Here is a 26,131-nt window from a genome sequence, read left to right as displayed (position 1 = left end):
TATTACACTTCCACCGTAAAATCTTCTCTAGTCTTTGTTAAATTAACGCTATAGCAAGGATCTTGTTTCTTATCTGTTTGCCACGTTTCTAACATGTATTTGATTTCTTGATTAAATCGAGCTATCTTCTCAGGATTATCTTCTGCACCACGACTGATAGATTCATGGTGGTATAGCTCAGCATAAGGCGTCCATAGGTTACGATAACCTGCCGCCTGCACTTTCAAACAAAAATCCACATCGTTGAAAGCGACGGTTAACTCTTCTTCATTTAGGCCGTTCACTTCATCAAAAACTGATTTACGTACAAGCAAACATGCCGCCGTAACCGCTGATAAATTTTGTACAATGTTCAAACGGCTAAAGTAACCATGATCGCCACGCTTGAAATGTTTATGCGAATGCCCGCCAACACCACCAATACCAATAATCACTCCCGCATGTTGAATGGTATCGTTCGGGTAATAAAGCATTGCGCCAACACAACCTACATCTTCACGCTGCGCGTGAGATACCATCTCAGTTAACCACTCAGGGTTTATCACTTCTACGTCATTATTAATTAAACCAATGATCTCGCCATTGGCTTGCTTAGCGGCAAAGTTGTTGATCGCTGAATAATTAAATGGATATGGGTAACGCAGTACTTTAACTTTATCGTGTTGGTCAATCGCTGCAAAATATTCCAAGGCCGTTGGGTCATTCGAATTATTGTCAACAAGTAAAATTTCAAAATTACGATAGGTTGATTTTTCAATAATAGAATCGATCGCTTGCTTAGTGATCTCATAACCATTATATGTAGGGATAATCAGCGAAACTAATGGCTCATTCTCAATGGCCCAGTTCACTTTATAGATGTTATCGTGCTTACCCATCTCAACGCTAACTGACTTACCTAGCGCTTCAAAATGATCTTCTAACGCTTTAATACCAGCATCTGTCGTATACGATTTTTCACCAGAACCTAACGCCGTTGAGCCTTCAACCATACGCCAGTGGTAAAGTACTTTTGGTATATGAACAATATTGGCATGATCAATTTCACGTGAATAACGCAATAGCAAATCATAGTCTTGACTGCCTTCGAAACCTAAACGTAATCCGCCGATTTTATTAACGATATCCGTTTTATAGACACCAAGATGCGAAACGTAGTTTTGGCTATAAAGCAGATCTAAATTCCAATCCGATTTGAAGTGCGGGTCTATACGCTTGCCTGATTGATCGATTTTGTCCTCATCACTGTAGATAAGTTCAACATTAGGTTGTTCATTGATCGCGTTAACAACATGGAACAAAGCATGCTGATGTAATTCATCATCATGATCGAGAAGTGCTATCCACTCTCCACGAGCTTCTTGTAATGCACTATTACTTGCAGCAGAAATGTGACCGTTCTTCGAACGAAAAATTGGCTTTATGCGACTTTCTTTACGGGCGTACGCTTTTAGTACCTTACGAACATGAGGTTTAGGTGATTTATCATCAGCCAAACACAATTCCCAATTGGTATAAGATTGCGCCAACACCGACTCAATGCAATCTATCAACAATTGCTCATCTGGATTGTATACAGGAACAACAATCGATATAAGTGGATTATGCTTAAAGCTTTCTAATCCACACTTTATTTGATGGTAGGTTTCGCATTCATTCGCATGAATCCATTTGGCATAAGGATCATCGTTTACTTCCTGTTGCACTATAGCTGGGTAGATAAAGCGTCTCCCCTCATCACGACCAAATACCATATAGTGGAGGAGCAACGTCTTATCGAATTGAGCTAGATCTGGGTTAAGCTCTAAGTAACGATGTGGATTAAAGTAGGCATTAGGACAACGTCCCTCTGCTTCACCATGTTTAATGTAATGAGCTAGCGAATTCATGCCAGCTTCTTTTACATCAGCGTTCTGTGCCAAATAATAGGCAGTGGAAAAATGAGCACATGGTGATAGTTTTTGTGCATGACCAATAGCAACAAAGTGAGCCAGTGGTGTCTCATAAGGCAAAATTGTATCTATAAGGCTAGTGTAAAAACCTTCATCAAAAAGTCCCGATTCGTTGATGACGTCATAAACGCCCTGATCAAAGCTATGATCAATGACAACTTCAGATACTGATGATTTTTTCTTAAATAGTTTTGACAACACGTTTATCACAGCAATTTACTCCACCAATCTTCATTACCCAAATACCACTCTACGGTTTTCTTGATCCCTGTTTCAAACGATTCTGCTGGCTTATAGCCAAGTTCGTTATTGGTTTTGGTCGCATCAATCGCGTAGCGACGGTCGTGGCCGGCACGGTCGGTGACGTAAGTGATCAGCTCTTCAGTTCTACTTTCAGCAGCTAAAGTGGCCTCAGGGAATTTCTCTTTAAGCATTGCAGGAGCAAGGTTCAAGGTGCAAGATTCAAGGGAAGTACCTTCGTTGCTGAAGTATTCGTTCATTAGCTTACACACGACTTTTACAATATCGATGTTCGCCCATTCATTGTGGCCGCCGATGTTGTAGTTCTCGCCGACTTGGCCTTTGTTTAATACCAGCTCAATGCCGCGAGCGTGATCTTCTACGTATAACCAGTCACGAATTTGCTGACCATCACCGTAAATTGGCAGTGGTTTGTTGTGCAAAATGTTGGTGATGATCAGTGGGATCAACTTTTCAGGGAAGTGGTAAGGCCCGTAGTTGTTTGAGCAGTTTGAGGTCGTTACCTCTAATCCATAGGTATGATGGTAAGCACGTACTAGATGGTCTGATGCTGCCTTTGATGCCGAGTATGGCGAGTTTGGCGCATAAGCCGTTTGCTCAGTAAACGCAGGATCGTTTGGAGCGAGAGTGCCGTACACCTCATCTGTAGAGACATGATGGAAACGGTGAGCTAAAGGTGATTTTCCTTCCGCTTTTGGTTCATCAATCCAGACTTTTTTTGCCGCTTTTAGTAGGCTGTAAGTTCCCAAGATGTTGGTTTCGATAAACGCATCTGGGCCCGTGATTGAACGGTCTACATGAGATTCTGCTGCAAAGTGTACAATAGTGTCCAGCTGATGTTCTTTGAGCAGTTTCTCTACTAGATTAGTGTCGCAAATGTCACCATGGGTAAAAATAAAGTTCGGATGTTGTTCTACCGATGCAAGATTCGCGCGGTTACCTGCATACGTCAGCGCATCCAATACCACCACTTTATCTTGTGGATTATTTTCCAGCCAATAAAGCACATAGTTAGCGCCAATAAAACCAGCGCCGCCTGTTACCAATATGTTTCTTGTTTTCATTTTTTGCAATTAACGTTGAAAGTGAAAGTTGAAAGTTGAAAGTTGAGCAAGGTGCAAGAAATAAGCGCTTGATATTGTATTTCAACAATAACTTGGCTTATTTGTTTCGTTTCCCTTGAAGGAGCGAAGCGACACCCTTTTCACTTTAGCCTTGAACCTGCAGTTTTAGTTCATCCAGCATGGCGGATAGCTGCGCTCGCCAGTGCTTGGTTTCTACCCCGCTGGCTTTCTCTGCCGTGCTTTTGTCGATGACGCTAAAGCTTGGTCGCTTAGCAGGCGTTGGGTAATGGCTCGCAGGGATTGGGCGAATGGGAATCGCCTTATCTAGCATGCCTTTTTCTATCGCGAGTTCTTGAATCGCGACCGCGAAATCGTACCAAGAGGCCACGCCAGCGTCTGTCCAGTGCAGCAGCGTAGCTGCAGGTTTAAGAGTTAAGGGCGCTTCGCTTGAAGGCTCAAGGGTTAAAGACGCTACGTTTTTTTCACTTGCACCTTGCGCCTTGTTCCTTGTCCCTTGCTTCTCAATGAGTTGCCAGATCATCTGCGCTAGGCCTTTTGCCCAGGTTGGCGTGCCAACTTGATCGTAGACGATGCCAAGTTGCTCTTTTTCTGCCATTAGGCGAAGCATGGTTTTAACGAAGTTATTACCGTGTGCCGAGTAAACCCAAGCCGTACGAATGATCGTGGCTTGATGCCCAAGGATTTGACTGATTTTTAAATCACCCTGAAGTTTGGACTCGCCGTAGACGTTAATGGGATTTGGCGTATCATCGACTTGGTATGGTGTCGTTTTCGTGCCATCAAACACAAAATCGGTCGAGACATGAATAAGCTTGGCGTTTATTTCTTTGCAGATTAGCGCTAAGTACTCACTGCCTTTCTCGTTCACCGCAAAGGCGGTTTCTTGATCGGTTTCGGCTTTATCCACGGCCGTATAGGCAGCAGCATTGATCACGATATCTGGAGCATGAGCAAGCACTATCTCATTTACTTGTGCTTGATTGGTTATATCGAGTTGCTGCGCATCGAAGCTGACCAACTCAACATGGGCAGGCGCCGTTTGCTCCAGCTCCCATGCGAGTTGACCGCCTTTACCGGTGATCAGTACTTTCATTTCTTTTACCTGTTTTGTTATTCAGACCATCTTTTAAGCCGCTCAGCATGGCTTTAACGTGTTGCTTTCTCTGAGTGCCCAATAGGGCATAAAAGCCAAACCGGAGAGGAAGCTTGTACAACTCAGTGAGTTTCCAGACGGTTGGAATGTGTGGCATCTTTAATAAGTGACATACATTACGAAAATAGTAGTAGTGGCGCATAGGTGAGTGGTTCACAACGCGTTTACCCAACCACTTTATCGGCTCGCCACCTAGCTCGTGAGTTAATGTTGCGTCGGTGTTCATCCGTATCCCGTACCCTTTCGCATTGGCACGCAACCCCCATTCAATGTCGACAAAGTCAATGAACAGCGACTCGTCATGAATGCCGATAGCATCGAACACGTTCATATTAATAAGCGATCCGGATGTAATGGCATAAGACACGGATAAACCGTTGCTCTTCACCTCTTGGCCATCTATATGACAAACCGACGAACGTTTAATCCGCCATTTGCTCACCTGAATTGCACTGCCATAACCATTGAGGTTTGTCGCAAAGTACTTGGGAACCCAAGCCGCAACATTGTTCATTTGTTGCGGCTGGCTTTCTAGAATCGGACTCAGCATTTCTTGAACAAAATTTTGAGAGATTTTGCTGTCTTGATCGAACAGAAAACACCAATCTATGTTCTTGGATTGCCAGTATCCAATCCCTTGGTTGAGCGCTTTCGCAACCCCGCGATTCATCCCGTTTTCTATTATCACTATGGGGTATGTGCAAGCATCACTCGGCGCATTAATTTCTACTTGAGTGGCCTTGGAGTCATTCTGCTGGCGACCATGGGGCTCACTGTTATCAACGACCAAGACTGGAACAAATTGACTGAGATAATACGTATTCTCCCAGTCTTGCTCGGTCGGGTGATAGTGAATCACCATGGCTGCAATATTCAATGTTGAGTTCATGACTGCTTATCTACCGTGCTCGCCTCTGCTACAAGATTGGCGCTATCTAACACCGCCCCTTTGCTTGAGGTCCCAGTACTTGCGGAGACAGTGATAGGATTGCTTTTTCTGTGCCACGAACGTTGCCAATTACGACGAGTGAGTTCATAAGTAATCGTGCTTTTGACATGATGAAAAAACAATCGTGAACCAAACCTTCTGCTTGCGCATCGGCGATAATGGATCGCAATAATGTCCGGCAAGTAACTTACCTTGATACCCTCTTGTAATGCTCTGAAACAAAAATCAATATCTTCACAGTACATGAAATATCGTTCATCTAACCCATTTAAGTGCTGATAGACGTGAGCTTTCACTACAAGAAATGCACCACTGGCCCAAAATGTTTCCCCATCTGTTGGCAGTGTTCTGTCAACGACCGAGCTACGACTACGAAGCAGGTAATTTTTCAAGAACGTGCCAAATGTTGGGAATCTTCTCAGATTGTCATCTGCAAGCCTAAACGATCTATCGAGAAACAAGTTTGGCGCCATCATTGGCAAGTTACTCTGTGCCAATGTGCTAAGCAGATGCTTGATCGTTAGATCGGAGATCTCAACATCAGGGTTCAACAGGAGGAAATAGTCCTCACCAGAAAGCCCCATGGCCAGCGCTAGCAAAAAATTGAGGTTGTTGTTAGCAGCAAAGCCTAACGGCTTGTCGTTACTGTGATATTGAATACCGATGCTTTCGCAATAAGTCTGTAATTCCTGCGATTTCACGTTATCACGAAAAATCACTTTTATCTGAGGGTAAGTAGCAAGCCGTGCTAACGTTTCTAGTTGTTCAATAATGTGATCATGATCATGCGAGATGACTGAAATAAATAGGGTCACGATGATACAGCAAGCTCTTGAGCAACCACGCAACGAGGTGCGGAGGCAAAGCTAAGCCCTTGTTCGTCCTTCGCTGACAATTGCGGCTGTTGGCCGTCTAATAATGGCCATTCAATCGCTAATTGTGGGTCATCCCAACGGATGCTCACTTCTGCAGCTGGGTTATAATAATCGGTACATTTGTAGACAAATTCGGCTTCTTCTGATGTCACGTAGAAACCGTGTGCAAACCCTTCCGGCACCCAGAGTTGGCGTTTGTTTTCTGCGGATAACAATACCCCAACCCATTGACCAAGCGTTGGAGAACCAGCTCGCATGTCAACCGCAACATCAAACACTTCGCCTTTGGTGACACGAACCAATTTACCTTGTGTGTTTTCCGTTTGGTAATGCAGGCCGCGCAGAATACCGTGATTTGACTTACTGTGATTCTCTTGCACAAAATGACGCGGATGACAGTTTTGATCAAATAAGGTGCTACGGAACGTTTCCATAAAAAAGCCACGATCATCACCAAACACTTGTGGTTCGATGATCTTAACGTCTGGGATCGCTGTTTCAATGAATTTCATTTTTGACTGCTCGACATGAAAAGCTCATCCGCGATGATTGATGGCATTGCGGATGAGTGATGATTTTAATAATGAGTGGAAAGTTTGCGTTTAGGCGCTGACTTGTAATGGCTGCTCTAGGATCCCCATCAAGTATTGACCATACCCTGATTTGATTTTGTCCTGTGCAATTTGAGCGATTTGCGCATCATCAATGTACCCCATACGGTACGCTACTTCTGCAGGGCAGTTGACTTTTAGCCCTTGGCGCTTTTCTATCGCACGAATGTAGATGGCGGCATCTAATAGGTCATCCAATGTTCCGGTATCCAGCCATGCGGTACCGCGCCCCATGATCTCGACGCGCAAATTTTCTGCTTTAAGGTACTGGTCAATCACATCCGTGATTTCTAGCTCACCACGTGGTGATGGTTTCACATTTTTGGCGAACTCGACCACACGGTTGTCGAAGAAATACATGCCCGGAACCGCATAATTCGATTTCGGTTGTTGTGGCTTTTCTTCTATTGATAACACTCGGCCGTTAGCATCAAATTCCACCACGCCGTAAGACGTTGGGTTCGCAACATGGTAACCAAACACCGTTGCGCCCTGCTCTTGACGGTTCGCTTTATTAAGCAGTTGCGGTAAATCGTGACCATAAAATAGGTTATCACCAAGGACTAGCGCCGCTGGTGAACCGGCAAGAAAGTCTTCCGCTAAAATAAATGCTTGTGCTAAGCCGTCTGGAGAGGGTTGGACGCAGTATTCAAACTTAATACCCCAACGAGATCCGTCGCCTAATAAGTTCTGGAAACGATGGATTTCTTGAGGTGTGGAGATGATCAAAATCTCGTGGATCCCAGCCATCATTAAATTGGCAATTGGGTAATAAATCATTGGCTTATCGTAAACTGGCATCAATTGTTTGCTTACGACTTTGGTGATTGGGTACAGTCGCGTACCAGAACCACCAGCAAGGATGATCCCTTTACGGTTAAGCGGGTTACTACATGCGCGTGACGTTGGCATTTCTATTCCTCAATATATTTATTTCAGCTCTTGAATGGTCAAGAGCACGATGCGACCAATCACAAATAACATGGTTGCAATAACGCCAAACAACGTAATGTTATAAAACACATCTGGGTACTTGGCTTGGTGCGGCTCTGTGGCCGCCTCTACAACAACAAGGTATTTCAGTTGGCGATAGGCTTCTATTCGAGACTTTTCCAATGAAATCTGTGATGAAGTATAAGCTTGAAGTGCTAACTCCATTTTTACCTTGAGATCGGTGTATAACGTTAAAATCTCACTGACCGACATTGCGTGGTTTTCGGTGTTCGATAATTTCGCTCGTTCTTTATCTAACTGGCTTTTTAGTGCGGCTAAGGTATTTTTCACTGAGAGCACTTGCGGCGCTTGGCTGCTCATCATGGCACTCAGGCTTTTCAGCTCGGCTTCTTTGGCAGAAATTTGCCCTTCCAATCCATAAGTGATCTGCTGCATTGCCGCCCCTTCAGCCGTTGGATCGAGCAAGTTATATTGTTGCTGAAACCTTAACAGTTTGGTTTGGGCATCTTGTAATTTTCGCTCGATATTAGTGTGTTCTTTTTGAATAAACGCTAATTGGGCATTGGCAAGCTGATGGCCGATGGAGTTAATGTACCACTCCGCACGCTCCACGATGGTTTGCGTTAAGCGGTTTGCAAACTCGGGATCAAACGCTTGTGTCTCTACATGCACGATGTTGGAATTTGAGTCGATGTAAATGTCTATCCGAGTTAGGTAGTACTCGTAAACGGCTTCCCATGATTCTTCTTCGTCAATGCGGCTAAACCAATCGATGTTGGATTGGCTAAAATGGGTAACGATATCTAACTTCTCGTTAAGATACTTAAGCATGTCGTTCGATAAGATATACGCCTTAACCAGTTCCGTATCCGCCACGCCAGTATTGGATACGCCTAATCCAGTTAAAACTGCCATGGAGGCATCCATGGTTGCCATACCATCCGGCTGTTGGACGATCACTTGCGCGCGACTGACGTATCGTTCAGACGCCCAAAAAGTTTGGTATATTGCAAAAATAAGGGTTGGGATAACCACTAAAGCGATATAAGGACGTCTAAATACAGGCTCAAGTAACAAGGCTAAAGGCGCAAGCTTACTTTGCTTGGCTTTTTTGCCGTCTTGTTTCATCTTGCTGCTCTCTACTTTTGCCTTGCTTCCTTGCTCCTTGTGCTTTTGTACCTCGCCGCTATTCACTTGCTTTTTCAAGTTAGTTACACGCACTAATATACGCTGTGCCAGTTCAGGGTCTGTGGCTTCAATCTGCTGAGCTTTAGCGACTAAAAATTCAATACTGGTAAATTCGGCTGGTTTAAGCGTTTGTCGTAACGCTTGAAATCGTTGTTCTACTGTTTGCGTTGTCATCTTGCTTTCTTTTCAGCGTTCGAATAGTGCGTCTTCCATTTTCGGAACGACGATGGCTGACTCATCTTTAGTTTGAGCCTTAAACTGTGGTTTTCTGCTTTATCTTTTCAATTTACTTTTGCTTCTGCTCTTACTTTTGTTTTTTCTTTAACCTTTAGGAGCGCAGCGTCTCTTTCACCTTTCTACTTTAGGAGCGAAGCGACACTTGTACCTTGTCCCTTTCTCCTTATGCCTTTTAGCGGCTAATGGCTTGCTTCCAACTGATTTGGTAGCAACACAAGGCCAATGTCAGTAATCCTATGGTGGCGATATCAAGGTAGAACTCGCTCACGCCAACCTTGCCATAAGCGGGATAAGCGTAGTAACGGGCCAGTTCCACTGCATGAAGTAATGGGTTCCAATCTAAGTACGGCCAGTATTCTCGTGGGATGTCTTGTAAGCTAAAAAAGATGCCTGAAATAAAAAACAGTGGTCTGGTTAAGATGGATTTCACTTTATTGACTTCAGGGACAAAGCAACTCGCCAGCGCAAATAACGTCCCTAGTGATAACGCCAATAGCCATACTTTAAATATTGTTGTCAGCACAGATAACGGATCGGCAATCTTTGGCTCAAATTGAAGCAGATAAGCCAACACGGCAAGTAAGAGTAACAGTGCGAACTTGTTGAGCAGTTCAAACCCGCTGATTGCAATCAAAGAGCTGATTGGTTGCACTTGTCTAAACGCATACAAGGGCTTATTTTTTTGGATGGCGGTGGCGGTTTTTTCTAGTGTCCCAAGGAAAAACTGCACTAACACTACGCCATAAACCACAAAGAATACGGTTGGCATACTGTGTGTGTTGCCACCGTCAAATGGGTTACGGATCAACACCATGACGGTGATCATGATCATCGGTGAGATCAATGCCCAGCTCAGGCCAAATTTGTCGCTAAAGGTACTTTTGATCTCCCGCAGGAAGATGGCGAACACCACGTCCGCCCATACCTGTAATACGCTACGTTTGATTACTTTTGCCATGATTGTTATTTAATCGCAACGTTCGCAGCAACCGCAATCTGATAAATGATTTGCGTGATGTCTTTCACCGCTTGCATGGTCTTAGTATCGACTTTCGGCAATACTAGAATTTGATCGCCTTGTTGAATTGGCGTGTCGCTTTCAAATTCCACCAAACCATTCGCACGAACAATCGCAATTCGGTTGTCTTCTGCTCGATCTGTAAAGCCACCAGCCCAAGCAATGTAATCATCCAGTGTGGCTTCTGGGTTGAAAACCACAGCTTGAGGCATCAACACTTCTCCGCCGACTTGAATTAAGTCCGTCTTGCTCGGGATCACAATGGTGTCGCCCTGTTCCAAAAGGATATTCGCGATCGCACCTTGATCGGCAACGATGACTTTGCCAAGAGGCTGGATTTTGCGAGCACGTTCGGTAAACAACATCACCATTTCCGCTTCTTTCGCGCGTATCGCGGCTTCACCATCCGACGATGCTGGTGCAGTAAAGATGCTGCGTTCTAAGCGATTTAATGACTCATCAATCATCTCTTTTTGCTTTTTCGCCACACTTGGGCGTAACAAATAGATCGATTGATAATCGGCAAGGAGAGGATCTATCTCAATATTGCTGAGTAAATCGTGCAGACGCGTGCGCTTATTGACGGCAAAGTAGGATGGGCCAAGGTAACTGCCTGACACTTGCACATCGATAACCTGAGCATGCAGATCATCATTAAACAAAACTTTGTCGCCATCTTTTAGCTCAAAGTTTTGAAATGCTTGATAGTCCATATATAAAGAGAACGGACCATGGCTACGATTACCTACGATGCCAACATGCGATACTTTCGCCAATGGTTTCGCATACGCTGACAGTTGTTTTCCTGTTTCTATCGACTGTTCAAGCTCAAATCGAAATGGGTTTCTTGCTCCGCCAGTGACGGTAATCGTCGCTTTTTGTGGTTTAACCAAAATCACATCGCCATCTTTAAAGCTCGGTGATGACAAATGACCTTGTTGAATAAAATCGTAGAGATCGATGCTGGCGATCACTTTGCGATTACGCAGAACTTGTATTTCTCGATAACTGCCACGTTCACTATCGATACCACCGGCACGCTTTAAGAAATAAAGAATGGAGTCTGACGCCATGCCTGCGTATTGGCCTGGGCGTATTACTGGGCCTGTTAAATACACACTTACCGGCGTTGCGGTTAACAAGTTGACGTAGACATTGACGTTGTTTGTGTACACTTGCTTAATCTTTTTTGTCACCAATGCGTTAACTTGGCTTGCTTGTATATTGGCAACTTGGATTGGCCCAACCTCTGGCACAAAGATATTACCTTGATTATCGACCGTCATGACATTGGAATAATTCACCGCGCCCCACAACCAAAGATTGATTTTATCTCCTGGAGCAATGAGGTAGTTATCGTTTAGACCATCGACTCGCTCTGTCTCATACCCGCCCGCAAAAAGATTCGCACCATAAGGTGGCACTTGCGAATCGCCCGAGGATGGTAAAAGCTTTTTGACATCAACTTCCCCTGGTAACAACACATCATGACGGTTTTCAACAGAGTACTCACCCTGTTCCAAACTTTGGTTTGGCGCGATGACACTTTTCGACGGTTGTGAGGTAAAGTTGCTGTTTGTTAATAAGCCCGAGCTTATGCCTGATGCCGTAACCTTGAAAGCCAGCAATGCTAGTGATACAGAAAGTAAACGAATGTTGTTCATCTTTTAACCTTATAAAGCGATAGTCTTAACGCCACTCTCTAACACGGGCATTAAGCGCCATTCATTTGCGTTAGATGACAAACCATCAATAACCGCGCACGCAACTTGCGTACGACCTTGCTTCCCATACTGAATGTATATTTCTCTGCATTGCGTTCCTAGTGCAGAGATATAAGGTTTACCTAAGATAATTTGATGATATTGAGGATGCATAATGGTCGTGATATTCGCCTGGTTTAACTGCTCCCAATATTTCGCAGGGATTTTTTCGCCTGGAATATCTACAAAAGACTGAGCAACTAAAGGACGTTCAGCAACCACTTCTCTCGGTTTGCTTGCACATGCGCTAAGTGTAGTGATTAAAGAAAATACAAATAATACGCGCTTTATGGTGTTCTTTGGTTTCATTTAGGTACGCTACCGCCCGATGATTGTTGTCGCGCTATTCATTTAACGCATATTTAAAGCAATATTATTAGCGACACCTGAAGATGTCTGTTTTAGCTACGCTACCGCCCGTTGATTGTTTCCGCGCTATTCATTAAACGCATTGGCATTACTATCTGTTTATCCATTTTGTGGACGTTTACTCTAACGGGCTTCCACTTCCGTTTTTCCAAACGTACAAATGGAACAAGAGTCGTGCGGCTTCAACTTTCTAAAACATTGGAATAGAGGTCGCAAAAAACGGCAGGAGATTATCACAATAGAGAGGGTATTAAAAGTTATAAAAGACTTATAAAGGCGCAACGCATGGCGCACAATCATTGCATTCTCAACTAGTTAACACAAAAACATAAAAAACATAAAAAACATAAAAAACATAAAAAACATAAAAATAACTCTCTAGAAATAAAACACCAAAATAACAAAATTTTTCGAACTAGGTGCAATATTTAACCAGCAAAAAAAACGCAACATTAAGCAACAAATAGCTTAAATTGGTAAGAGCTTATAAATCATTAATTTTAATATTACGTGGGTATAAAACCAGATGAGACGAGGCAAACGAAATTTGTAATAAGAATGGCTAGCTCCATTAACGCCGTGGCAATTAAGCCAGGATACACGATGCAGGTGCCCTGTCGTTCGAAGAATTGTTTGATGGTGTTGTCGGGGTGCATGCCCTTGAAGATAAAAGGTCTATTCATAGAGACCAAGAAAAATGACGTTGTTTCTCCAGAAACCGCTTCAAGATGGCGTACTTCTCTTTGCGAACCTGTGCACTCTCATGCTTCGTGCGCTCCTAGTAACCGATAATTTGTCGTCGCCCTACTCGTTTTAGCTGCTCTGCCACATAGGGCTCATGCTTGAAAATATCATCCAAGATCATCAGCAAGCGTTTGACTTGTTTTTTACGATAAGAGATACCGCGCTTGTGGTACGGCGCCATGATCGTCAGGACTTGCTTTTTGGTGTGTGCGTTCACAGAGCCCCTCTAGCCAAGATATGCATTGGTAATAGTCACTCGATGATGCCCAAGTAACTTCGAAATCATCAAACGTACGGCATAGTCGCGTTTTTTGCTCTCCGCTTTGATGATATTAAGCGCGTTGGCAATGTATTGGTAATGCGCTTTACCGTGTGCGACACCGGCTTGCATTGGACATCGCACTCCCATTTCTTGGAAATACGTTTCACACACCCAATGCTTGCGCTCACCGTGGCTAAGATAGCTTTCGTCGGCTTGCTTGGTTTGGCGCCTCGTGTTGATGTTAGGACGGATGTACACGGCTTGGCATTCCCAACGCACTCTAATAGATGGTGATGAAATAACTAGGCAAATATCAACTTACGCGTCTTTCTGTTTACCCTCCTCCGTTAAAGGGAGGCAAGAAAATCATTCCACAACAGATCTCTATCATCGACATGCACTGTGCAGCATTAATGTTACTGTGCTCTCGTCAACCAATTCACAACAATCTCATCATCAACCCTGAGGATATCGCTCCTCTCCTGCTTTTCGCTTTAGTACAAGACTTTCCATCCAATCATCTACTTCACTTTCTAACCAGGCAACCGCACGGTCACCTAGACTGACTTAGGGAAAGTGTCATCGTTCATTTTTCTGTAGATAGCCGAGCGACTTAATCCGGTTTTTTCTTTTACTTCTTCCAATTTTATAAATCTCATGAGGTTCACCCGCAATCAACAATACTGAATGCCAAACGAATAAAGCTTGGCTCTAGTTGGCTTTATTTATTCAATACCCTAGCGAGCCTACTTACCTGAAAAGTAATTTGCTTACCGTTTTGCGATCACGCTCGAACGAATAACGATTTTGACGTAATTTATATATTGACTTTCCTTCAGGAGGCGGAGTCCCTTACCAAATCAGGCAACACCTACTACTTTCTAACGATCTCGTTTCTACTATTCGCATTTACTAGTAAATGTTATCATTATCACATTAATGGCTGATGCGGCTATGGGAAAGTTGAACAGTTCCTTTGGTACCCCCAAAAAACTAATTTTGAGACTTGGTACCCCACCTGATACCCCACCAGTCTAACCATAAATTAAAAGGCATAATTTTCAAATGGTTAACAACAACATTCAATGGTTCCCTGGTCACATGCATAAGGCACAAAAGGAGATTGCCGAAGCGATCCCGCAAATTGATGTGATCATCGAGGTACTTGATGCACGTATTCCATTCAGTAGCGAAAACCCTATGATTTCGAAACTACGTGGTGATAAACCAGTCGTAAAAGTACTGAATAAACGTGATCTTGCAGATCCTGAGTTGACTCAATTGTGGATTGACCACTTAGAAAAAGAACAAAATGTGAAAGCGATGGCTATCACGACAAATGAAACGAGTGAAGTACACAAAATCATGGAGCTTTGCCGTAAGCTCGCGCCACACCGCGAAGAGGTTGGTAAGAACATACGCACCATGATTATGGGCATTCCAAATGTGGGTAAGTCGACTATCATCAACACGCTAGCAGGTCGCACTATTGCAATCACAGGGAACCAACCAGCCGTCACACGTCGCCAGCAGCGCATCAATCTACAAAACGGGATTGTGCTTTCTGACACACCTGGAATTTTATGGCCTAAAGTAGAAAATCCACACAGTGGCTTCCGACTAGCTGCGACTGGGGCTGTAAAAGATACGGCAATGGAATACGATGAGGTTGCGTTCTACACGATCGAATACCTAGCAGCTCACTATCCAGAGAAACTTAAAGAACGCTATCAAATCGACGAATTACCTGAGTCTGATATTGAAATTATGGAAGAAATTGGTCGCCGCCGTGGTGCACTTCGTGCGGGTGGTCGAGTGGATCTTCATAAAGTATCTGAGATCCTGTTACACGAACTGCGTCAAGGTACTCTTGGGCAAATCACGCTAGAACGGCCTGAGATGATTACTCAAGAACTGATCGAAGTTGAAATCGAAACGGCTCGTAAAGAAGAAGAAAAAGCCAAACGTAAAGAGGAACGTCGTAAACGTTATCTACGTAACAAACGATAATTTGATTCTATCAATTGTAAAAAAGCGCGAAACTTCGCGCTTTTTTTGTTTGTCGCCACGTACAGTTTCTATGAATAGATGACATGCCTTTCGATACTACTAACTAACGATTGTGCATTCGACCAACGGAAGACTTTCTCCAACACTTCATTTCCACCTGGTGCTTTCCAACTACGTTCTTGGCCTTCTTGGCCACCGATATGCTGGTAAAATTCAACTGCTTGTTCATTTTGAGACACGACTTCAAGGTACAGTCCACTATCCTTAAAGTACTGCTGCTGCCACTCTGCTACGGCTAGTAACAATTGTGTACCAATACCTCGTCCACGATAGCTGTCATCAACATGTAATGCTTCAATAAAACTGCCGCGTTCGAAATCGTGATTCCCAAACACACAAACAAAACCTAGAAGCAGGCCTCCTTCTTCAGCTAATACAATGTGCTGATTAAAGGGTGGATTAGTCAACCGAGTTTGCCAAATCAGTAATTTATCATCGATAGCTTCGCTTTCAAGATAGCCGTCACTTAGAATCCCACGATAATGACACTTCCAACTCTGCACGTGAAGATGAGCAATGCGTTCATAATCCTTATATTCCGCTAATCGTAACTCCATTACGTATTCCTATATTCTTACTTTTCTTGCCTTTACACTCTGCTATGACATATTTAACCAGCTTATCGATTAATTATTGGTAGATATTATGCGCTCATAGCAACAACTCACCTTTTAATACTACTCATAATTCATTTAAAAGCAAAATATCCCAACCACAATGCTAGTTTGACCTCACAAGAAATGTAACCACATGTTAACTTTACTTTGACTTACAAGTGTACGCTGATATTCTGGCGAACAGTTGTTAGCTCAAAGTCGGATGCACACTGTGAAAAAAAACAAACCACCACTCATTTGGTTGAATGTACTCATCTTTTCTGCCAGTTTCTTTCTCTCCTTTACAATTCTCCCGTGGTACGCATACCATTTTGGGCTGGGTTGGACTCACCTCATTTGGGGAATTATTGCGTTTAGCTTTACCAATTTATCCATTACTGCCGGTTATCATCGCCTATGGAGCCATAAAGCATATGAAGCACATCCGATTTTACGTTTCATATTTGCCATTGGCGGCGCATTTTCACTACAAAACAGCGCAATACATTGGTCTTCTGATCACCGCGTACATCACAAGCATGTCGACAATAATGATAAAGACCCTTATTCAGCAAAACGTGGGATCTGGTTTTCTCACATCGGTTGGATGCTTCGTGACTACAACAAATCAAAAGAAAACGAATACACAAACTGCCGCGACTTAAAACGCGACAAGATCGTGACATGGCAGCACAAGTATTATGTTCCTTTGGCCATCGCGACCAATATTGGATTCCCTTTGGTGCTTGGCCTTATCTACGGTGACATTTTAGGCATGTTTTTGATCGTCGGTGCCGCTCGTCTTTTTCTGAGCCATCACACAACCTTCTTTATTAACTCGTTGGCACATGTTTGGGGCAAACAAACCTTTACCGATAAAAACACCGCTCGTGATAACGGCATTTTAGCCTTCTTCACCTTTGGTGAGGGCTACCATAATTTCCATCATATCTTCGAGAATGATTACCGTAACGGCGTGTACTGGTGGCATTACGACCCGACGAAATGGCTGATCAAATCCTGCTCGTGGTTAGGACTTACGTCAAAGCTCCGTACTACTTCGACATTCCGAATCGAAAAAGCGCGGGCTACGCAATTATTAAAGAAAGCGAATGAAAAGCTAGAAGCTAAGCCAAATAGTCAGTCGATTCGCGATCAATTACAGTGTGAATTTGATGCCCTGGTGCATCACATGCAAGAGTACTACGAAGTTCGTAAAGAAGTGTTTGGGGAGAAGGCTGCTACAGTAGTCAAGAAATACGAACATTCCGTTTCTAAGCTGAAATACGAGCAGATTAAGGAAGAGTTTGAACGCCAACAACGCAGTTGGAAGCTCTTAGTTCGTCGCTATGCATAACGTGTAACTTTTATTAATGAACCCTCGAGACTCAAATACAACTCTTCATCGTACATATGGTGCGAATCTCGGTGAAATACGTCCCTTGGAAGAACTACAAATCGGTGACAGCTGATCTAAAGAAAATCTTATCAATCTGTCACCGAAGATGAGCCGCTGTTGGCTTTAAAATTGAATTATTACAACCGGTTAACATTATCAAGTTTATAAACTCTTTAGATCCTGCATTTACAAAAAACAGTCTCTATTTTTGCCACTTTTATTACACGACATTAACACTTAAATGTTTTGACACTTTTTGCTTAAACTGTGAGCCAAACATTCACAGTCAGCTACCAACCTTGTTTCACTTAGGATCTCACTACCAAACCAAAGCACCTTTACGCCGATTTAACATTTTCTTCATACATAAAACCCGCTTATAACAAACATTTTTAATGTTTCAAATTATTTTTATTTAACAGGGTAAAAAGAGATTCCAATCACACATTTATTGGTTATAATCCGCGCTCATTGCGTTATGTGTTGAAAAACGCAAACTTATTTTGATTAACCCTATCTTTAAACCAACCCCTCTTTGCTGTCTGCCAAGAGGTATTACTGAGAACAAAAATGAGCAAGATTGATAAAGCTATGCGCATCCTGTTAGCAGGATTCTGTATCAACCTTTGTCTTGGCATCCTGTATGCTTGGAGTGTATTCAACAAAGCACTAGTGACTGAGTCAGGCTGGAGCGCGGCAGAAGCATCTGCACCTTACGCAACTGCTACTATCACTTTCTCTATCTGTCTTCTTGTTGCAGGTATTCTTCAAGACCGTATGGGTCCACGCTTGATCCTTATCCTAGGTACTGTTCTAACAGGTCTAGGCATGATCGCGTCTAGTTTTGTTAACTCACCACTAATGCTGAACATCACTTTCGGTGTGATTACTGGTGCAGGTATCGGTTTTGGTTACGCGTGTCTTTCTCCTTCTGCAATGAAGTGGTTCCACGCATCTAAGAAAGGTATGGTTAACGGCATCATCGCAGCAGGTTTCGGCCTTGCAGCTATCTACCTTGCGCCTTTGACTTCTGCACTGATCGACGGTATGGGCATCCAAACAAGCTTCCTAGTTCTTGGTGTTGGTATCCTTGCTATCGCTGTTCCTCTAGCAGCAACGATCAACAACCCACCAGCAGATTACACGCCAGCTGAACCTAAAGTAAAAGAAGGCCAAGCGCCTAAGGTTGTGAAAAAGTCTGACGATCTAACTTGGAAAGCAATGCTTAAAACGCCACAGTTCTACTCTCTATGGATCATGTACGCGTTCGCAGCTTCTGTTGGTCTAATGATCATCGGTAACATCACGACTATCGCAAGTGTTCAAGCGAACCTACCAAACGCGGTTTACCTAGCGTCTATCCTTGCGGTATTTAACTCTGGCGGTCGTGTAGCAGCAGGTATGCTTGCAGACAAGATCGGTGGCGTACGTACTCTTCTTCTAGCGTTCGTTCTACAGGGCATCAACATGGTTCTGTTCGCAACGTTCCAAACTGAGTTCACGCTGATCATCGGTACAGCAATCGCAGCAGTAGGTTACGGTACGCTTCTAGCGGTATTCCCTACTCTAACGGCTGAGTTCTACGGTCTGAAGAACTACGGTACTAACTACGGCGTGCTATATACAGCATGGGGTATCGGTGGTGCAATCGGTGCTGCTGTTGTTGGTTTCTCAATGACTAACGGTGACGGCTACAGTCTTGCTTACACTATCTCAGCAGTAATGATGGCGGTGTGTATCGTGCTAGCGTTCATCACTAAGCCACTGACTGAAGCGAAAGTAGCACAGCTGAAAAACGCATAATCAGCTTAAAAGTTCTGCAGACCTTAATTCTGCAGACCTTAATAGAGTTGCAGAAATTGATTCGAAAAAGGCTTAACCTAAGGGTTAAGCCTTTTTTTATGTCGGTCGGTTATGGAAAACAGTGTCGAGCTCGCTCCTGATTATTATTTATATAACTTCTTCAAACTCATCCAACACGCAACGCAATGGTACGGCGATTTATTGACTTCAGACGAGCATCAGTGGTTGTCAGCCTTTGAGCAATTAAGCAAATCTGCTCAGTGTCTTCTGGTTCGTTTATACAGCCGTAAAGGGTGTTGGTTTCGTAGCGACAAACTAAACTATCAAGAAATCGAAAATATCCAGTCTGCTTTAGATGAATTGGCAGCTCATGATTTTGTGTCACCCTCCCCTGAGCTAACAATACAAGAATTAGCTGCAAATCTACTAACCAAGCCAGAGATCGTAATGCTCTACCCTCAGCACCCTAAATCCCTCAAGAAAGAGGCATTAGTGGCGTGCTTAAGTGAAGAGAGTTTTGATCAATTTGAGGCTCTGGATTTCACGGTGATTCAACTTAACTCGTCACACATGATTGATGTTTTGCTGACGCTGTTTTTCGCCAATACCCATCAAGACCTCAGCCAATTTGTACTAGACGATTTAGGCTTACACCAGTTCGAACAATACCAGTTAAGTAAAGCCCGTCGATTCTTTGAGAGCAGAGAGCAAATCGATCGCCTTATCGCGCTCGGCCAGCTCTCCAATCTCTATTGGCAGTGCGATAGAAAGCAAAAAGCCAACCTCGATATGCTTATCACAGAAATGCCAGAGCGCGTTGAGCATGATTACGTCGACCGTAAACGTGAGCACATGATTAACGACATTGCTCGAGATTACGAACGCTTAAACGAGCTTGAGACTGCGATTTCATTGTTTAAGACAACGACACTCGCCCCAAGCCGAGAACGTCGTGCTCGCATCTACGACAAGCTAGAACAAAACAATTTATTTAGTGACACCGTCACTGATATGCTAGTTTACCCTCTTGATGCCTCCGAGCTTGAAGTGGCACAAAAGCTCGAACAACGCTTAAAGCGTAAACAAGGCTTAAAAGCCCCAAGAACAACTAAACCTAAGTGCAGTGAATATCACATCGAGTTGGATCTATCCCAGCAACGTGTCGAACTAGCAACCAAAGTACATTTCGAAAGTTTAGGTTGGACCGTTTTCTACTCCGAGAATACCCTACTCAACAGCTTGTTGGGCTTAACCTTGTGGGATGCGATATTTGCACCAATAGAAGGCGCATTCATCAACGCTTATCAACATCGACCTTTGGATTTGTATCACGCAGATTTTACCGATAAGAGAAAGCAACTTATCGGTAACATTCTTGAGCAAGTTCAACAAGGCAACACGCAGGCGTTGTTTGATACCTACAGAAACAAAGTTGGGATCAGTAATCCCTTCGTCAGCTGGACGCACGTCAGTGAAGAGTTATTAACCCTAGCACTTAAACACATCCCTAATAAACTGTTAGTCGAGCTGTTTAACGTGCAGTTAAGCGACCTGAAACTCTACCGAAACGGCATGCCGGACTTAATTGCATTTAAAGATGGGAAGTTTGAATGGATAGAAGTGAAAGGTCCGGGCGATAAACTTCAAGATAACCAATGGCGTTGGATCAAGGAGTTCAATCGCCTCAATGTGCCGTTTTCAGTGTGTTATGTAACGGCACAAGATTTAGAACGAGCATCGAAATAGTCTTAGCTGCTCACTTTGGCGTTCTTCTGCCCTTTCTTCTCTTTAAGTTGATCAATCACGTAGCTTGGTGCGACTTTCTTTAACTCGTCCAAGCACTCATCCGTTTTTAGGTTATCGTAACGAACGTAGATATCACACACCGCGTAGAGCTGCTCTGGCGCGCCAGAAATCAAATACGCTTGCTCAAAAGACTTCACTGATTTGCCTAAGTTGTAGTCTTCTTGCAGTACACCATTGAGATACCAGAAGTAGCTGTTGTCTTTCGCCATGTTGGCTGCTTTCTCGATTTCTGATGCAGCGTTCTCCTTGTCATCCAAACGCACAAGCGTCAGTGCTTTCGAGTAATGCAGAGTAGCGTTATCTTGATGCAGTTTTATTGCCGTATCTAACGTATTTACGGCTTCAGCGTCGCGTTGCTGCGCTCGGTAGTTGTCCGCTAAACTCAACCAAATTTGCAGGTTATCTGGTGCTTGAGTGATCAAAGCTTGGTATAGCTTATCGGCCTTTTCCCACTCATAGTGCCAACGGTATACATCCGCCAACAGCAGTTTCGAGTCATTATCTTGCTTGGCTTGTAGAAAACTGATCAGCTCAGAGATAGGCGCTGCTAATGCTTGTTGTTGCTTGCTGCTCACATTAGAAAAATCTCTCACCAAATTAGTTGCCGCGGTGATACGAATCATGGGCTCAGAATCACTTAAAAGCGGCTCAATCATGCGCCAACGGTGCTCAATGTTGTACGGTTCAGCACCCACAACAGCCGCTTTACGAATCGCAGGATCTTGATCTTGAAGACTCCGCGCTACAGCCACCAACGCATTTTGGCTTGGATAGTTAGCTAATTCATGCAGGGCTTGAATACGATTTTCTGTTGGTTGTTTGATGTCTTGGGCTTGATAAGACAGCTTTGCAACCACTTGTTGTGGCGACATCTGAGCGGAATTCACTTCCTGATCATTAGCCACACTTGCGTCAGAAACTTGGTCTTGCGCCACAACAGAATTGCTTACGGTTAATCCGAATGCGATTGCCAATAACGTTTTTGAGAATGTCATATCAATCCCCTTAAAATTTAGTGTCGAACACAGGACGCTTCGCCGCTTGCTGGCGTAACACCGCATCACTGTATTTGCCATGTGCGACGGGGTTACCCGTTACACGAAGAATGTATGCCATTGCCTTATCAGCATGAGAGAAGAACTTTTTCCAACCTGCGCACAAATAGTTCAAACCCGGCTCGCCATCTTTAGTGCGAATAAAACGGTTTTTCGGACACTCGCCGTAACAAGCGAACTGATATTCGCATTGTTGACACTGCTTGGTCAGAGTGCGCGTTTTTGCAAAACCAAACTTTTTCTGCTCTGGGCTATACGCTAAGTCATCGAGCTTTTCATGATGAATGTTGCCAATCTTGTATTCAGGGTAAACGTAGTGGTCACAGGCAAATACATCGCCATTTGGCTCCATTGCCAAGCCCTTCCCGCAAATCTCGCCCAGCGTACAAAGCGGGTTCTTTCGCCCCATCCAAGTTTCTACGCTCGCTTCAAAATATTGAACAAAGACTTTGCCAATATCGTGCTGAATCCACTCATCAAAAATCGCGATAAGGAAGTTACCCCATGCCTCATCAGCCACGCACCAAGGCTCAACGACTGATTCTTTATGCCCGGGGGTCAGGCGCTTGTCCCCCTGCTTTAACTGCTCTTGTGGTTGCCATGTTTGCGGCGCAGTCGTGCGGAAAGTTTTCTGTTCCACAATGGGAATAAACTGCATTTGTGGTGATCGCACTTCATCACGCAGGAATCGGTACACCTCAAGTGGATTACGGCTGGTCAGGTTGTTTATACAGGTCAGTGTTGCGAACTTCACTTCATGCTTGTGTAGCAACTCAACAGCCTTCATCACTTGGTTAAACGTTCCACGACCTGCGCGGTTGGTTCGGTAGGCATTGTGCATCATTTCTGGCCCGTCGATACTCAGCCCGACCAAGAAATTGTTCGTTTTGAGAAATGCACACCAATCGTCATTAAGCAATGTACCATTGGTTTGTAAGTCGTTAGAAATGATCACGCCTTCAGGCTTGTACTTGGTTTGAAATTCGACAATTTTCTGAAAGTACTCCAAACCCAACATGGTTGGTTCACCTCCCTGCCATGAGAAGATGATTTCCGGTGTATTCTGCCCTTCAATGTACTGACGAATGTAGGTTTCCAGTGTTTCTTCATCCATCACTGGCGTGCAGCCTTTTTTGTACTCAAGTAAATCCTGTTTGCTGAGGTAGTAGCAGTAAGTGCAATCAATGTTACAGGCCGCCCCGATAGGCTTTGCCATGACATGTAAACGCTTAGACGCTTTACCATTGAATTGAGGACCTTGAGTAATATGCATAAGTCACCTTTTCGTGAGTAGAATTTCGCTGAATCTGACTATAGTAGTGCCATTCCCATCTTGATTACTCAATCATAAATCTCATTAATGACTGTGGCTTGTTATACCATTTATAACCTTTTTTCATAACGATCTTTGCTAATCTATTCCGTGACTTTTTTGGCGAGAAACTATGGATGAAATCATTTAAAAGCAAATCGTTATCTGCACTTTCCATTCTATCATTCAGTGTATTAATGAGTGGTTGTGCGACTCAATCACCTCACCCTATCGCGCTCGATATTAATCAAGACATGGTGTTGGTTGAAGGTGGTTCATTTATCATGGGATCAAACAGCGACTCCGCCAAGAAGGCAGAAACTCCGGCACGCGAAGTCACCGTAAACGGCTTCTACATCTCCAAATTTGAAGTCACTCAAGCGTTGTTTGAATCGGTCATGGGCTCTTCGATGAGTTATTTCCAAGGCGCAGACATTCCGGTTAATAATTTGAGTTGGCAACAGGCGAACTACTTCGTCGAGAAGTTGAACGAACTTACTGGTGAGCGCTACCGCTTACCAACAGAAGCTGAATGGGAGTTTGCTGCAAAAGGCGGAAATAAGAGCCAAGGTTTTACTTACGCAGGCTCAAACAACATTGCTGATGTTGCTTGGTACGCCGACAACTCAAAGAACCAAGCGCACCCTGTGGGTCAAAAGCAACCTAACGAACTTGGTCTTTATGACATGACGGGTAACGTCGGTGAGTTCGTTATCGACGCTTACGACGACACCTTCTACCGCTTCGGTCCAACCGATAATCCAAATAACGCAAAAGATGAAAAAACAGGTTTGGCGCACAAGTCAGTTCGAGGCGGCAGTTTTGCCTATCACTCTGATGAATCAGAGAATTTCCGTCGAGACTTCGCCAGCCAGTCTATAATTATGTCGGACATGGGGCTTCGACTCGCCAAAGATTCGCAATAACCAGTTCTTATCCCGAACCAAAAATAAGAAGGATGAAATATGAAGTCAGTCTGGCTAGCAAGTGCCACACTTTTATGCTTGGTTACACCGGTTTCTTTTGCTGCAGAGCAATCTAAACCGACCCTTATTCTTCAAATCACCGTTGACGGATTGCGCGCAGATCTGCTCGAACGCTATAAACATAATTTTGGTGATGATGGATTTCGATATCTCATGGAACAAGGGGTCTACTATACCAATGCCAACTACCAGCATGGAAATACCGAAACGATTGTTGGACATGTATCCCTGGCAACAGGCGCCCCGCCAGCTGTACATGGTATGGTAGGAAATGTTTGGTATGACAGAGCAAAAGAACGCTTGGTTTATAACGTAGAAGATGAAAACTACACCATGTTGACCAGTGGTGCAGGGGTAGATAAATCGACCGAAATAGACCCAACACAAAAAACGGCACAAAAGGATGGGCGTTCACCTGCCCCCATTCTCACCACGACATTTAGTGATGAGCTGGCAATGGCCAGCAATGGTAAATCGAAAATCTTCTCAGTTTCAGTAAAAGATCGTGGTGCGATCTCTCTTGGTGGTCATTCCGGTAAGGCATTTTGGTTCTCTAAAGCGACTTCAGAATTTGCCACAAGTGATTACTATTACGATAAATATCCAAACTGGGTGATGCGCTGGAACGAAAAAAAGATTCCGAATCAATACTCCGGACAGCGCTGGGAGCTATCACTTCCTCGTGAGCAATACACTTTGAAAGAGATTGGTGAAGACTATAAAGTTGATCTTGCTGGTTTCGCTCGAACTTTCCCCCACCCGTATGGTCCGTCGAGCTTTAAGTACTATTCGACCATGTTAACACTCAGCCCGGCAGGCGACGAAATCACTGCAGACTTCGCTCAAACCTTACTTAAACAAGAACAGCTAGGCAAAGGCAAATTCACCGATTATCTCGCAGTGAGCTTCTCTTCAAATGACTATGTTATCCACATGTACGGCTCAAATAGCTTAGAAACCGAAGACAACTTGATTCGTTTGGACAAAACGTTAGCCAATTTATTTAAGTCTGTCGATCAGGAGGTTGGTTTAGAGAACACTCTGATTGTGCTTTCGGCAGACCATGGTGTTCCAGAAGCCTCTCCCGTAGCCAACAAACTTGGTTTACGACAAGCAAAATACTTCGATGTAAATACACTGCTATCCCAAGGCTTAGAACAAAGACTAAAAACCGAGTTTGGTTTGGATAAAGAAGTAATTCGCCTCTACGCTCAGCCTTATATCTATCTCAACCATGAACTCATCGCAGAGAAAAAGATCGACCTCGATGCCGTACAATCGGTAATTGCTGATGAAGTGTCAAAAGTAGAAGGGGTAGCTTATGCGGTAACAAGTGCTGATGTTCAACACAACCGCATTCAAAACACTCGTGTAATGAAATTGGTTGAAAACAACTATCACCCTCAGCGTTCCGGGGATGTCTATGTGATCTTTGGGCCTCGTTCATATATCAATGATATGGATGGGCTTACCATAGCTTCAACTCATGGCTCACCATGGCGTTACGACACGCATGTGCCTGTACTCTTTGCTGGGTTTGATATTAAAGCGAAGAAAACCGCTCGCCCTATTACTCCATACGACATCGCTCCTACACTATCCAACAAGCTCGGTATCACCCAACCAAGCGGAGCAACCGGGGATGTACTAAGAGAAATCGTTCAGTCAACCCACTAAAATTCA

At 43.9% G+C, this 26,131-nt stretch carries 22 protein-coding genes and 2 pseudogenes; 7 read left to right on the top strand and 17 right to left on the bottom strand.

Translation table 11 applies throughout. The features are described 5' to 3' along the window. Window positions 1-2 precede the first annotated feature (2 nt). The 14 genes and pseudogenes from ACVA54_RS00360 to ACVA54_RS00295 form a co-directional block, all read right to left on the bottom strand. Window positions 3-2,162: a glycosyltransferase family 2 protein gene (locus ACVA54_RS00360; protein WP_446649295.1), complete on the bottom strand. Its 2,160-nt coding sequence runs from the start codon at window positions 2,160-2,162 to the stop codon at window positions 3-5. Next, window positions 2,159-3,277, bottom strand: a complete 1,119-nt coding sequence (rfbB, locus tag ACVA54_RS00355) for a dTDP-glucose 4,6-dehydratase (protein WP_446649294.1) — start codon at window positions 3,275-3,277, stop codon at window positions 2,159-2,161. The genes ACVA54_RS00360 and rfbB overlap by 4 nt, the downstream gene beginning before the upstream one ends. Window positions 3,278-3,422: 145 nt before the next feature. After that, a complete protein-coding gene (gene rfbD / locus ACVA54_RS00350) occupies window positions 3,423-4,391 on the bottom strand; it encodes a dTDP-4-dehydrorhamnose reductase (RefSeq protein WP_446619795.1) in 969 nt (322 codons plus the stop codon). Further along, window positions 4,369-5,340: a glycosyltransferase family 2 protein gene (locus ACVA54_RS00345; protein ID WP_446649293.1), complete on the bottom strand. Its 972-nt coding sequence runs from the start codon at window positions 5,338-5,340 to the stop codon at window positions 4,369-4,371. The genes rfbD and ACVA54_RS00345 overlap by 23 nt, the downstream gene beginning before the upstream one ends. Next, the gene (locus ACVA54_RS00340) at window positions 5,337-6,215 is read right to left on the bottom strand and encodes a glycosyltransferase family 2 protein (RefSeq protein WP_446649292.1); all 879 of its coding nucleotides are present in this window, start codon (window positions 6,213-6,215) and stop codon (window positions 5,337-5,339) included. Before ACVA54_RS00340 ends, ACVA54_RS00345 begins: the two co-directional genes overlap by 4 nt. Next, window positions 6,212-6,787, bottom strand: a complete 576-nt coding sequence (rfbC, locus tag ACVA54_RS00335) for a dTDP-4-dehydrorhamnose 3,5-epimerase (RefSeq protein WP_119463798.1) — start codon at window positions 6,785-6,787, stop codon at window positions 6,212-6,214. The genes ACVA54_RS00340 and rfbC overlap by 4 nt, the downstream gene beginning before the upstream one ends. Before the next feature lie 90 nt (window positions 6,788-6,877). Continuing rightward, complete coding sequence (rfbA, locus tag ACVA54_RS00330) at window positions 6,878-7,798, bottom strand: glucose-1-phosphate thymidylyltransferase RfbA (RefSeq protein ID WP_446619798.1); 921 nt, start codon at window positions 7,796-7,798, stop codon at window positions 6,878-6,880. A gap of 18 nt (window positions 7,799-7,816) precedes the next feature. Beyond that, on the bottom strand, window positions 7,817-9,202 hold the full coding sequence (locus ACVA54_RS00325; protein ID WP_446649291.1) for a lipopolysaccharide biosynthesis protein: 1,386 nt from the start codon (window positions 9,200-9,202) through the stop codon (window positions 7,817-7,819). Between the two features lie 235 nt (window positions 9,203-9,437). Continuing rightward, complete coding sequence (locus ACVA54_RS00320; RefSeq protein WP_446600920.1) at window positions 9,438-10,223, bottom strand: ABC transporter permease; 786 nt, start codon at window positions 10,221-10,223, stop codon at window positions 9,438-9,440. A 5-nt stretch (window positions 10,224-10,228) separates the two neighbouring features. After that, on the bottom strand, window positions 10,229-11,947 hold the full coding sequence (locus tag ACVA54_RS00315; RefSeq protein ID WP_446619800.1) for a polysaccharide biosynthesis/export family protein: 1,719 nt from the start codon (window positions 11,945-11,947) through the stop codon (window positions 10,229-10,231). A 9-nt stretch (window positions 11,948-11,956) separates the two neighbouring features. Then, the gene (locus tag ACVA54_RS00310; RefSeq protein WP_119463793.1) at window positions 11,957-12,355 is read right to left on the bottom strand and encodes a hypothetical protein; all 399 of its coding nucleotides are present in this window, start codon (window positions 12,353-12,355) and stop codon (window positions 11,957-11,959) included. Between the two features lie 838 nt (window positions 12,356-13,193). After that, complete coding sequence (locus ACVA54_RS00305) at window positions 13,194-13,376, bottom strand: hypothetical protein (RefSeq protein ID WP_446619801.1); 183 nt, start codon at window positions 13,374-13,376, stop codon at window positions 13,194-13,196. Between the two features lie 9 nt (window positions 13,377-13,385). Then, the gene (locus ACVA54_RS00300; RefSeq protein ID WP_446649290.1) at window positions 13,386-13,679 is read right to left on the bottom strand and encodes a hypothetical protein; all 294 of its coding nucleotides are present in this window, start codon (window positions 13,677-13,679) and stop codon (window positions 13,386-13,388) included. A 198-nt stretch (window positions 13,680-13,877) separates the two neighbouring features. Then, window positions 13,878-14,080: pseudogene (locus ACVA54_RS00295) on the bottom strand (AlpA family transcriptional regulator). 406 nt (window positions 14,081-14,486) lie between these two features. Between ACVA54_RS00295 and ylqF the strand changes: the two are divergent. Further along, complete coding sequence (gene ylqF, locus ACVA54_RS00290) at window positions 14,487-15,431, top strand: ribosome biogenesis GTPase YlqF (protein WP_119463792.1); 945 nt, start codon at window positions 14,487-14,489, stop codon at window positions 15,429-15,431. Window positions 15,432-15,499: 68 nt separating this feature from the next. Here ylqF and ACVA54_RS00285 read toward each other — a convergent pair whose 3' ends face one another. Beyond that, on the bottom strand, window positions 15,500-16,048 hold the full coding sequence (locus ACVA54_RS00285; RefSeq protein WP_099077887.1) for a GNAT family N-acetyltransferase: 549 nt from the start codon (window positions 16,046-16,048) through the stop codon (window positions 15,500-15,502). Window positions 16,049-16,319: 271 nt separating this feature from the next. Here ACVA54_RS00285 and ACVA54_RS00280 point away from each other — a divergent pair, with 271 nt between their 5' ends. The 4 genes and pseudogenes from ACVA54_RS00280 (at window position 16,320) to ACVA54_RS00265 (ending at window position 21,035) form a co-directional block, all read left to right on the top strand. Further along, on the top strand, window positions 16,320-17,444 hold the full coding sequence (locus tag ACVA54_RS00280; RefSeq protein WP_446642334.1) for an acyl-CoA desaturase: 1,125 nt from the start codon (window positions 16,320-16,322) through the stop codon (window positions 17,442-17,444). A gap of 26 nt (window positions 17,445-17,470) precedes the next feature. Further along, window positions 17,471-17,615 (top strand): annotated as a pseudogene (locus tag ACVA54_RS00275) (IS256 family transposase); the annotation flags it as partial. Between the two features lie 441 nt (window positions 17,616-18,056). After that, a complete protein-coding gene (locus tag ACVA54_RS00270) occupies window positions 18,057-19,289 on the top strand; it encodes an L-lactate MFS transporter (protein WP_099077889.1) in 1,233 nt (410 codons plus the stop codon). A 111-nt stretch (window positions 19,290-19,400) separates the two neighbouring features. Continuing rightward, window positions 19,401-21,035 (top strand): VRR-NUC domain-containing protein, encoded by a 1,635-nt coding sequence (locus ACVA54_RS00265; protein ID WP_446649289.1) that lies wholly within the window; start codon window positions 19,401-19,403, stop codon window positions 21,033-21,035. A 2-nt stretch (window positions 21,036-21,037) separates the two neighbouring features. Here ACVA54_RS00265 and ACVA54_RS00260 read toward each other — a convergent pair whose 3' ends face one another. Together ACVA54_RS00260 and ACVA54_RS00255 are read right to left on the bottom strand one after the other, a co-directional pair. Next, window positions 21,038-22,090, bottom strand: coding sequence for a tetratricopeptide repeat protein (locus ACVA54_RS00260; RefSeq protein WP_446649288.1), 1,053 nt, complete (start codon window positions 22,088-22,090; stop codon window positions 21,038-21,040). 10 nt (window positions 22,091-22,100) lie between these two features. Further along, window positions 22,101-23,423 carry an anaerobic sulfatase maturase gene (locus ACVA54_RS00255; protein WP_446649287.1) on the bottom strand — a complete coding sequence of 441 codons (1,323 nt, stop codon included), beginning with the start codon at window positions 23,421-23,423 and terminating at the stop codon, window positions 22,101-22,103. A gap of 176 nt (window positions 23,424-23,599) precedes the next feature. On the opposite strand from ACVA54_RS00255, the gene ACVA54_RS00250 reads away from it, so the two are divergent. Next, entirely contained in the window at window positions 23,600-24,388 is a 789-nt protein-coding gene (locus tag ACVA54_RS00250; RefSeq protein WP_119463789.1) for a formylglycine-generating enzyme family protein, read from the top strand. Between the two features lie 39 nt (window positions 24,389-24,427). Beyond that, on the top strand, window positions 24,428-26,125 hold the full coding sequence (locus ACVA54_RS00245; protein WP_099077894.1) for an alkaline phosphatase family protein: 1,698 nt from the start codon (window positions 24,428-24,430) through the stop codon (window positions 26,123-26,125). The last annotated feature ends 6 nt before the right edge of the window (window positions 26,126-26,131 follow it).

The sequence above is a fragment of the Vibrio sp. PNB23_22_6 genome, from assembly GCF_052877535.1.
Note: the sequence above shows the minus strand (reverse complement) of the source record. Positions and strands in the feature narration are given on the sequence as shown.